Genomic DNA, 9,795 nt, shown 5'->3' with positions numbered 1-9,795 from the left:
TTTACTGCTTCAATTTTGAATTCTTCAGGGTATCGTTTACTGCTCATAAGCACCTCGTTAATTAGCCATTTTATCTAACTAAAAGGTGTCTACAAAATCGGTGGCTATTCAATATGTGTTTCTGTGCCTATCTTTTGGAGAGTTTTTTGCTGATTAGCGTATTTAGCCATGCAGAATAACCATCGTTATGAAAATCTAAAGTTTAACTGAGGTACTGAATAAAGACATACCTGACTTGAACTGGCTTGCGAAATATGCCACGGCTTTTTTTTAATATGCTCTTTTTTTAGTAACTCTTTGGAGTTCATGTTTTAGCATTGCTAATTCTGCAAGTGGATCGGCAGATCCTATGATTTTGGGCAGTTGAGGGTCGTAAGTTTAATGAGTTGAATAGATTCATGAAACAGGAAAGATATTGTACCCGAATTGTAATTTTTCCCATAAATTGATGAGCCTGATCATTTTATACAAAAATAAGTACAAGAATGTACAAGTCAGCCATACACACAATCGTTTAATGTTTAAGAACATTCATAGCTCATGATTGCATGAAAATGAATGAAAGCTTTTTTATAACGGACTGGAATAGAAAAGAGAATAAGTAGGATCAAAAGCTATATTGAACAGGATGCGATTTTGCAGAAAACATTCGCTGGTATGTATTTTTTACATTTTAAAATACTAATTTGAAACGGTTAGATTATCCGTAGATTACTTAGTCATGCAAAAAATTGTATCAAACCAGTGATGCAAAGCCACTCTTTAGATTTGGATCTTCTGAGTGTCTAGCCATGAGTGATGGCACTCAAGTTTTTATATCTTCATGGAATAAAACTAGGATTTATTCCTTAAATATCAAATCAAGGATTTTAAAATGAATAGCACACAAAGCAATACTCAATTTCTTTTCGATTTATATGCGAACTGGTCAAGACGGATGCAGGAAAATCCGAATATGACCATTGAAGACTTTCGCAGTATGTTTGATGAATGGCATCAACCTACATTGGAACCGGAAGAAGTGTCTTATAAATTCGATGTTGTGGCAGGTGTAGAAGGTCTTTGGATTTATCCGAAAGATGCTGACTTATCCAAAGTCATCATTTATACCCATGGCGGTGGATTTGCGGTCGGTTCTTCGGCCAGTCACCGTAAGCTGGTGGGGCATTTGGCCAAGTATTTAGGGGTATCCGCATTTGTGGTTGATTACCGACGTTCACCAGAACATGTCTTCCCGGCACAAATTCAGGACGTGACAGCAGTATATAAAGAACTACTCCAGCGTGGCTTTACTGCAAAAAATATGCTGACCGCAGGGGATTCTGCGGGGGGGAATCTGGCGATATCAACCGTACTCAATCTACGAAATGAAGGGATTGAGTTGCCAGGAGCAGTGATTGCATTCTCTCCTTGGCTGGATATGGAGCACAAAGGTGAAACCCTGATCAGCAACGATGCCACTGATGCCTTGATTACAGTGGATCTGCTTAAAGGCATGTCACAAATGTTCTTGGGTGAACATGGTGATCCGGCAAATCCATTGGCGAATCCGTTAAAAGCCAATTATCAGGTTTTCCCACGTTTGTATATCAATGCCGGATCAGTTGAATCACTTGTAGACAATGCAACACGTCTTGCTGATATTGCAAAAAAAGAGGGTGTTGATGTGACTTTATCTGTGGTGGACAACATGCAGCACGTTTTTCCTTTCCTAGCTGGGCGTGCAAGTGAAGCTGATCAAGAATTAGCGAAAATTGCGCAGTGGTTTAAAGCATAAATCAGTGCCCACACGGCGTATAAAACTTAGTGAATAAAAGACTTTGTTCACTACAAGGCCGTCTATTTTATTGTTTCAAAGGAGAGATTCATGCACTGTTACTGCGTGACGCATCATGGACAACCACTCGAAGACGTTGAGAAAGAAATTCCGCAACCGAAAGGTACTGAAGTTTTACTCCATGTAAAAGCCGCAGGTCTATGCCATACGGATTTACACTTATGGGAAGGTTATTATGATCTAGGTGGGGGCAAGCGTTTATCCCTTGCAGATCGTGGGCTGAAGCCACCCTTAACCTTAAGTCATGAAATTACAGGTCAGGTGGTTGCTGTCGGTCCAGATGCGGAATCAGTCAAGGTCGGCATGGTCAGCTTGGTTCATCCATGGATTGGTTGCGGTGAATGCAACTACTGTAAACGTGGCGAAGAAAACCTGTGTGCCAAACCGCAACAGTTAGGCATCGCCAAGCCGGGTGGTTTTGCCGAATATATCATCGTGCCGCATCCACGATATCTGGTGGATATTGCAGGTCTGGATCTGGCTGAAGCTGCACCTTTGGCATGTGCAGGCGTGACAACATACAGTGCACTGAAAAAATTCGGTGATTTGATTCAAAGCGAGCCGGTGGTGATCATTGGTGCCGGTGGTTTAGGGCTGATGGCACTCGAGTTGCTCAAAGCTATGCAAGCCAAAGGCGCAATCGTAGTTGATATTGATGACAGCAAACTGGAAGCAGCACGTGCTGCCGGTGCATTATCGGTCATCAATAGCCGAAGTGAGGATGCTGCTCAACAGCTGATTCAGGCAACTGACGGTGGTGCACGTCTGATCCTTGATCTGGTTGGCAGTAATCCAACATTGAGCCTTGCCTTGGCGAGTGCTGCACGTGGTGGGCATATTGTGATCTGCGGATTGATGGGGGGAGAAATTAAGCTTTCCATTCCGGTGATTCCAATGAGACCACTCACAATCCAGGGCAGTTATGTAGGGACGGTAGAGGAATTAAGAGAGCTGGTGGAGCTGGTGAAAGAAACCCACATGTCAGCCATTCCCGTGAAAAAACTGCCAATTTCGCAGATCAATTCCGCATTTGGAGACTTGAAAGATGGCAACGTCATCGGGCGTATTGTGCTTATGCACGAAAACTGATCACCCAACGTTTTTCCATATTTAATACCCAAATCAAAATCAAGAAATTGCGCAAAGACCTGAGTGGTCTTTGTGCTAGGAAGACTCATTTTAAAAAAATGAGTCAAAACAACGGAGAGTTAAAAATGAAACAAATGAAAAACTATTTCTATCATCGTTCAAATCAAAAAATAGCTGCTTTGGTCTTTGCTTTAACTGCCGCTTTGGACCTGCAAGCCGCAGGGGTGAGTTCTGATGCCGGGGATTATCAAGCACTTCCAGGGGGAACCAACTTAGCGGTTGCCTATTACCAGCATACGGAAGCGGATAAGGCGTATGCAAATGGTGATAAAGTCGCTGATGATCTCGATTTAAGCATTGATTTGGGAATATTGCGTTACGTTCGTTTTATTGAAGTAGGGGATTGGATTGTAGATCCTCAATTCCTCTTGCCTTTTGCCAAGCAAAAGATGAATGGCGCTGATGATATCTCGGGTGTCGGTGATTTAATTGTGGGTGGTATCGCCTGGCCATTGCATGATGCTGAAAAAGGGCGCTATTTTGGTTTCGGTGGTTTTTTGACCGTACCTACCGGCAGTAATGAAACGAAGGGTTTTGCCATCAGTAATGATCGCTATCAATATAATGTTCAGGCCGGTTATTACCATGCTTTAACTGATAAATTTGCGCTTGAGGGGGTGGGGCAGTTTGAACTTTATAGCGAGCAAAAATATACCAACATTGAGAAAGAGGTTTTTTTCCAGACAGATTTCTCCGCACTCTATAAAGTGACCGATAAATCCAATTTGGCTGTCACCTGGAGACATACCGATGGCGGTAAAGAAAAGGTGAATGGTGTCACTGAACGTGGCAGTGATAGAAAAGATACCTTTGTCGTTTCTGCTTCTACCAATATCAAGCCGAATCTGCAGCTATTATTACAATGGCGACAAGATGTGAATGTTGAAAATGGCTTGGAAATTTCTGGACTTCAGTCACGTTTACTGTATGCCTTCTAAATCGATCATGTTGAACAGGCTGTATAGAATTTTGCAATTCAATATCCAGCTTGGTCATCAATATAGAAAATATGTACAGTGAGTTTAAAAACTATTCATGCTGATTTTGTTGTGAATGCAAAAACTATTTTTATGCGATGAAGGGGAAAGAAAATAAGGAAATTGTAAGGAGTTCAAAAAGTTGCAGTTATCGTTGGTGGTTTGTCTAGGAAACATACAGCACAGCGCTTGGCAAAAGATGCTTTCATGGCATTCTATTTGTTTGGATCCTGGGAATTCCCCATAGATTAGCACTTTTGTTTATATAACTTGGAAATACAGAATTTAGGAATGAAAACCGTCTACAGGGTGAATCGCAAGCCTGATATCAGACGGGTTGTCGCTTGGCAGACGAGTCATCTACCGGATCTGGTTTCTTGAATCTTAAAATATGAAACAAGCTTTGATGCTTAAAATTTGAAATGGAAAAAAATATGTCAAATAAATTCAACAATAAAGTCGCTTTAATTACTGGCGCTGGTTCAGGTATTGGTAAAAGCACCGCACTGCTTTTGGCTCAACAGGGTGTAAGTGTAGTGGTTTCAGATATTAACCTGGAAGCAGCACAGAAAGTTGTGGACGAAATTGTCGCTTTAGGCGGGAAAGCGGCTGCGAATAAGGCCAATACTGCTGAGCCTGAAGACATGAAAGCTGCAGTCGAGTTTGCGGTCAGCACTTTTGGTGCACTGCATTTGGCCTTCAATAATGCGGGAATTCTGGGTGAAGTTAACTCCACCGAAGAATTGAGCATTGAAGGATGGCGTCGTGTGATTGATGTGAACTTGAATGCGGTTTTCTACAGCATGCATTATGAAGTTCCTGCAATCTTGGCCGCAGGGGGCGGAGCGATTGTCAATACCGCTTCTATTGCAGGCTTGATCGGGATTCAAAATATTTCAGGCTATGTCGCTGCAAAACATGGCGTAACGGGTCTAACGAAAGCGGCGGCATTGGAATATGCAGATAAAGGGATTCGCATTAATTCAGTACATCCTGGCTATATCAAAACGCCTTTGATTGCAGAATTTGAAGAAGCAGAAATGGTAAAACTACATCCGATTGGTCGTTTGGGACAGCCGGAAGAAGTTGCTCAGGTTGTTGCCTTCCTACTTTCTGATGATGCTTCATTTGTGACCGGTAGTCAGTATGTGGTCGATGGTGCATATACCTCGAAATAAAAAATGAGTAGAAGATACCCCCATATAAAGAGGAAAGAGGGGTGATACCCTCTTTTCTTTTATCTATTGTTGTAAGGGAAAATTTTTCTTTGCTGCGAATCTGCCTGAGAAGAAGTAATATCTTCTTATGTGTACTAGCTTGTATCTTACCATTCATAGTGATTAGCTATCACTATATTGCAAATTGCAGAGTTTCGTGTACTAGCAAAACATAAAGGGTATCCGGAATTTCTGGTTGATAAAATGCCAAAGATGTAAAGAAGAAAATCTTTCTCAGCGGATTATCTGATTGATCCTCTTCAGCCTACTCTACTGCCAATTTTCTGTTTCCACCTTCGCCTGAGTCTTCATAGCGATGCTGACTAGGGAGGACAGCGAGAGCTGGGCAAGCGTCAAAGCGGTTCTGGTTCATGCGCAATCCGGACACCTGCACAACATTCCTCTTGTAAGAAACCGATCAAATTCTCTAGGTGCCCATACTCGGATATACAGACAATCGTGCGGCTATGTTTCTCCTGCCGGATCAGCCCTACCTTGGCCATGCGCGCAAGGTGATGTGATAGCGTCGAAGCAGGAATACCCAGCCCCTTCTGGATATCTCCGACCGAAGCCCCATCATGGCCAGCTTTGACCAGAAAGCGGAACACGGACAGTCGGTGACTATTCCCTAGCTCAGCTAAGCTGGCTGCAACCTTTTCGTGATCCATAGCACGCCCCAATAATTCGATGTTTCTAGAATTATAGTTGACAGGTCGGATAAACGCAAGTAGGCTGCGTACATCATTTCGACAATACTAGAAATATAGGAGTAATATTGAATGTCATCTCAACTCCAAGACGCTCTAGGCATGTTCGCCTTTCTCGCTATCGAGCTATCGGTTTTATTCATTGGCATTAGCTTGCTGGTCGGAGTTCTTCAACGTCACATCCCACCATCCAAGGTGGAAGCGTTACTGACTTCCAGTGGGAAGCGAGGCTATTTTCTTGCTGCTGGTTTAGGAGCTATAACGCCCTTCTGTAGTTGCTCGACTATCCCCATGTTGAAAGGGTTGATTCGGGCACGGGCCGGTTTTGGGCCGATGATGGTGTTTCTTTTCTCATCTCCGTTGCTGAATCCTATCGTCGTCGGCCTGCTGGTTGCCACGTTTGGATGGACACTTACTGCTATCTATGTGCTCGCCGCTTTGGTGGTCGCGGTAGGTGCCGGATGGCTGCTTCACACGCTTGGCTTCGAGCGTTATGTGCGCCGGACGGCGACACAAGAGAGCAGTGGATGTAGTTCATCAGCAAGCCCGTGCAGTGCTACATCGACCGCATCGAGTTGCGGCACCAACAGCTGCGACACCACTCCGAAGACGGCTTCTTGCGGGGCTGATAGGAAGACAACAGTCTCTACGTCTAGCGAATGCTGTGACAGTCAACCCACTGTCACGGTTAAGAAAGAAGGGAAGTACAGTGGTGTGTGGCGGGAAGCTTGGTCGGACTTTATCGATGTGTTGCCTTACCTGCTCATCGGTATTGCGATTGGCAGCGTGATCTATGGTTTCATGCCCACTGACTTATTGGAGCAGTATGCAGGCCCAGATAATCCCTTTGCCATTCCAGTTGCCGCTGTCATCGGCGTGCCGTTGTATATTCGCGCTGAAGCCGTCATACCTCTGGCAGCGGCTCTGATGGCCAAAGGCGTGGGTGCCGGGACGGTGCTAGCGTTGATCATCGGCAGTGCCGGAGCCAGCCTGACTGAGCTCATTCTGTTGCGCTCTTTGTTCACGCTGAAGCTTTTAGCGGCGTTTTTAGCAGTCATTTTTGCTATGGCGATGATTGCCGGTTACGCCACCTACCTGTTTTTCTGATCAAGGCGGGAGATGATTAATTCGTTAAGCCTTCCTGGGTACCAGTTGGTGGATTCTGATGAGCAGAATGAAGACATACATTTTCGGCTTGAAGCACCTACACCAGTAGCCTGCGAGGGGTGCGGCGTGCAGGGTGAGTTCGTGCGGTTCGGCAAGCGTGACGTTCCCTATCGTGATCTGCCCATCCACGGCAAGCGGGTCACTCTCTGGGTGGTCCGCCGCCGATACACCTGCCGGGCCTGCAAGACAACATTCAGGCCCCAGCTACCGGAGATGGTGGACGGATTCCGTATGACACTGCGGCTGCATGAGTACGTGGAGAAGGAATCCTTCAACCACCCCTACACCTTTGTGGCGGCACAGACCGGCCTGGACGAGAAGACGGTGCGCGACATCTTCAACGCCCGCGCCGAGTTCCTGGGGCGCTGGCACCGCTTCGAGACGCCCCGCATCCTGGGCATTGACGAGCTATACCTGAACAAGCGCTACCGCTGCATTCTGACCAACATTGAGGAGCGAACCCTGCTCGACCTGCTGGCCACCCGCCGCCAGGACGTGGTGACCAACTACCTGATGAAGCTGAAAGACCGGCAGAAGGTCGAGATCGTCAGCATGGACATGTGGAACCCCTACCGGGCAGCGGTCAAGGCTGTGCTGCCCCAGGCCCGTATCGTGGTCGATAAGTTCCATGTGGTGCGCATGGCCAACGATGCCCTAGAGAGAGTGCGCAAGGGCCTCAGAAAGGAGCTGAAACCGTCCCAGAGCCGGACTCTCAAGGGAGACCGGAAAATCCTGCTGAAACGCGCTCACGAAGTCTCAGACCGGGAGCGCCTCATCATGGAGACCTGGACAGGCGCGTTCCCGCAACTGCTGGCCGCCTACGAGCACAAGGAGCGCTTCTACGGCATCTGGGACGCCACCACACGGCTCCAGGCAGAAGCCGCCCTGGACGAGTGGATAGCCACCATCCCGAAGGGCCAAAAGGAAGTCTGGAGCGATCTGGTCAGGGCAGTGGGAAACTGGCGCGAAGAGACCATGACCTACTTCGAGACGGACATGCCCGTCACCAACGCTTACACGGAGTCCATCAACCGACTGGCCAAGGACAAGAACCGTGAAGGGCGCGGTTACTCCTTCGAGGTGATGCGGGCACGAATGCTCTACACCACGAAGCACAAGAAGAAGGCACCGACTGCGAAGGTCTCTCCTTTCTACAAGAAAACCATCGGTTACGGACTGCCGGACTTCGCAGAGGAACTCAACTACGGAGTCGATCTATCAACCATCTGATAATGGTATCAGGTTGGTGGGGTAAAGGTGCCCCATCAACCATTAAATCCGTATACCCAATTATCTAAACCGAATCTAGTGATTACTTTGTCTGATCAGAATTTTCTAACCCCCTCTCTTTTAAAAGATTTTGATGAATTATCAACGGATTCAAATCTTACATATTTTGAGGGAATACAAACTAGTTTCATTATAGAAGGACCCAATCAGGTCACTATTCATCTACCACAGTTTGAGCTTGCAAGAACACTTTTTCTCATTAACTCTTATTTTTGTCGGGCAAGCCTCAGTACAACGACCATTCAAAATGAATTTGCAATATGCCAAGATAATGAGGAAACAGTAATTGTCTTTTTAGAAAATACAATGCCTTTAAAACTTGTAAATCAAAAGGGAACCCAATGTCTATTAGCCTGGTTACTACTTGATCCTAATGCCAAACAGTCATTTGAAAGCATTTGTCGTTATTTTAATACTCAACTGATTGATAAGGATGGATGGAAGAAATGGATTTTTCAATTTGATCCACCCTCAATGGACGGTTGGACACTCCATTTTCGAGGAAGATATAATAGGTCACAAGATGCTTTTCTTGTTGAAGAAATTGTTGGCATAGAAATCGATACTGATATTCCTACTGACATTAGTTTTGATCACCCATCTTTCACTCAAATCAAGACGGAAGGACAACAATCGGAACAAGGCTACAAACCCGAATATAGTAGTACGCTTGACCCTACAATTGAAGATGGTACGACAGCGTCCATAGAGCACGGAATTCGTATTTTGGATGGTAATGAGTCATGGGTGAGTTTCAAAAAACCATTGACCATCAACAAGAAAGGGAAAACCAAAATAACAGGACAGAAAAGCACGGATGCTGAAAATGATGAATCGGCTTCTGGTCATTTAGCGAGTACAGACGAGGCAAATAGTGCAGGCGATTTACCTGCGGCAGATGTAGGAGGGAAAAAGGACTACACAAATTATGATCAGAAATATGCCCAACGCTATCATGATTTCAACTCGATGATACAAGTGCTTCAATCTACACATCAATGTGTGCTATATGAATCACTTACCCATGAGCTTACGAAAGTTGGGCGTTCCGAGTGTCATAGAATCAGTAAAGATAAACTACGAACCATTAAGTTTGTTCACCTTTGCTATAGAAGTGATGACTTTCTTCTCATTGAATTAGATACATCAGATGGGGTAAAAAGTATATCAACTAAGTTAATCTACCTGACAACCGATGATTGGAAGATTTATTTAGATAAAATTAAGACTCATCTAGTCGCAAAATCACTGTCATGGCCAAATGATTTGTTTGATGATGTATTTGGTGCAAATGCCCATACTCATATTGTCCATCCACGGTTTTCATCACAAGGAAATGACTCTTCAGAAGCTGTTAATAATTGGGCTGTAAGAATTATGAATGTGTTAAAGGATCTATTTTAAATCAAGGAAAATTATCAGTTTATCAGACCAAATGATAAGGAAAAATA

General features: G+C 45.0%; 8 protein-coding genes. 7 read left to right on the top strand and 1 reads right to left on the bottom strand.

Annotated elements, in window-relative coordinates:
* Nucleotides 1-874: 874 nt before the first annotated feature.
* The 4 genes from WBW42_RS18405 to WBW42_RS18390 all read left to right on the top strand — a co-directional run bounded on the left by WBW42_RS18405 (nt 875) and on the right by WBW42_RS18390 (nt 5,141).
* Nucleotides 875-1,777, top strand: a complete 903-nt coding sequence (locus WBW42_RS18405; protein WP_032051437.1) for an alpha/beta hydrolase — start codon at nt 875-877, stop codon at nt 1,775-1,777.
* A gap of 90 nt (nt 1,778-1,867) precedes the next feature.
* Nucleotides 1,868-2,926, top strand: a complete 1,059-nt coding sequence (locus WBW42_RS18400; protein WP_032051439.1) for an alcohol dehydrogenase — start codon at nt 1,868-1,870, stop codon at nt 2,924-2,926.
* A 125-nt stretch (nt 2,927-3,051) separates the two neighbouring features.
* Entirely contained in the window at nt 3,052-3,924 is an 873-nt protein-coding gene (locus WBW42_RS18395; protein ID WP_050676140.1) for a transporter, read from the top strand.
* Between the two features lie 473 nt (nt 3,925-4,397).
* On the top strand, nt 4,398-5,141 hold the full coding sequence (locus WBW42_RS18390; RefSeq protein ID WP_032051442.1) for an SDR family NAD(P)-dependent oxidoreductase: 744 nt from the start codon (nt 4,398-4,400) through the stop codon (nt 5,139-5,141).
* 392 nt (nt 5,142-5,533) lie between these two features.
* Here the strand turns inward: WBW42_RS18390 and WBW42_RS18385 are convergent, their stop codons facing one another.
* On the bottom strand, nt 5,534-5,848 hold the full coding sequence (locus WBW42_RS18385) for an ArsR/SmtB family transcription factor (protein ID WP_008294929.1): 315 nt from the start codon (nt 5,846-5,848) through the stop codon (nt 5,534-5,536).
* Between the two features lie 111 nt (nt 5,849-5,959).
* On the opposite strand from WBW42_RS18385, the gene WBW42_RS18380 reads away from it, so the two are divergent.
* Genes WBW42_RS18380 through WBW42_RS18370 form a run of 3 tightly spaced genes read left to right on the top strand, consistent with a single transcriptional unit; the run spans nt 5,960 to nt 9,748 of the window.
* The gene (locus tag WBW42_RS18380; protein WP_000098298.1) at nt 5,960-6,994 is read left to right on the top strand and encodes a permease; all 1,035 of its coding nucleotides are present in this window, start codon (nt 5,960-5,962) and stop codon (nt 6,992-6,994) included.
* Between the two features lie 12 nt (nt 6,995-7,006).
* Nucleotides 7,007-8,284, top strand: coding sequence for an ISL3 family transposase (locus WBW42_RS18375; protein ID WP_000610830.1), 1,278 nt, complete (start codon nt 7,007-7,009; stop codon nt 8,282-8,284).
* Between the two features lie 27 nt (nt 8,285-8,311).
* Complete coding sequence (locus WBW42_RS18370; protein WP_130136408.1) at nt 8,312-9,748, top strand: Tn7-like element transposition protein TnsE; 1,437 nt, start codon at nt 8,312-8,314, stop codon at nt 9,746-9,748.
* Nucleotides 9,749-9,795 lie beyond the last annotated feature (47 nt).

It is taken from the genome of Acinetobacter sp. LT1, from assembly GCF_059800965.1.
The sequence above is the reverse complement of the archived record's forward strand: the minus strand, read 5'-3'. Positions and strand labels throughout refer to the sequence as shown.

What these genes read in the sequence shown, in the direction of transcription:
- WBW42_RS18380 (WP_000098298.1), top strand. Translation starts at nt 5,960, where the DNA reads ATGTCATCTCAACTCCAAGACGCTCTAGGCATGTTCGCCTTTCTCGCT.
- WBW42_RS18375 (WP_000610830.1), top strand. Translation starts at nt 7,007, where the DNA reads ATGATTAATTCGTTAAGCCTTCCTGGGTACCAGTTGGTGGATTCTGAT.
- WBW42_RS18395 (WP_050676140.1), top strand. Translation starts at nt 3,052, where the DNA reads ATGAAACAAATGAAAAACTATTTCTATCATCGTTCAAATCAAAAAATA.
- WBW42_RS18400 (WP_032051439.1), top strand. Translation starts at nt 1,868, where the DNA reads ATGCACTGTTACTGCGTGACGCATCATGGACAACCACTCGAAGACGTT.
- WBW42_RS18385 (WP_008294929.1), bottom strand. Translation starts at nt 5,848, where the DNA reads ATGGATCACGAAAAGGTTGCAGCCAGCTTAGCTGAGCTAGGGAATAGT.
- WBW42_RS18405 (WP_032051437.1), top strand. Translation starts at nt 875, where the DNA reads ATGAATAGCACACAAAGCAATACTCAATTTCTTTTCGATTTATATGCG.
- WBW42_RS18390 (WP_032051442.1), top strand. Translation starts at nt 4,398, where the DNA reads ATGTCAAATAAATTCAACAATAAAGTCGCTTTAATTACTGGCGCTGGT.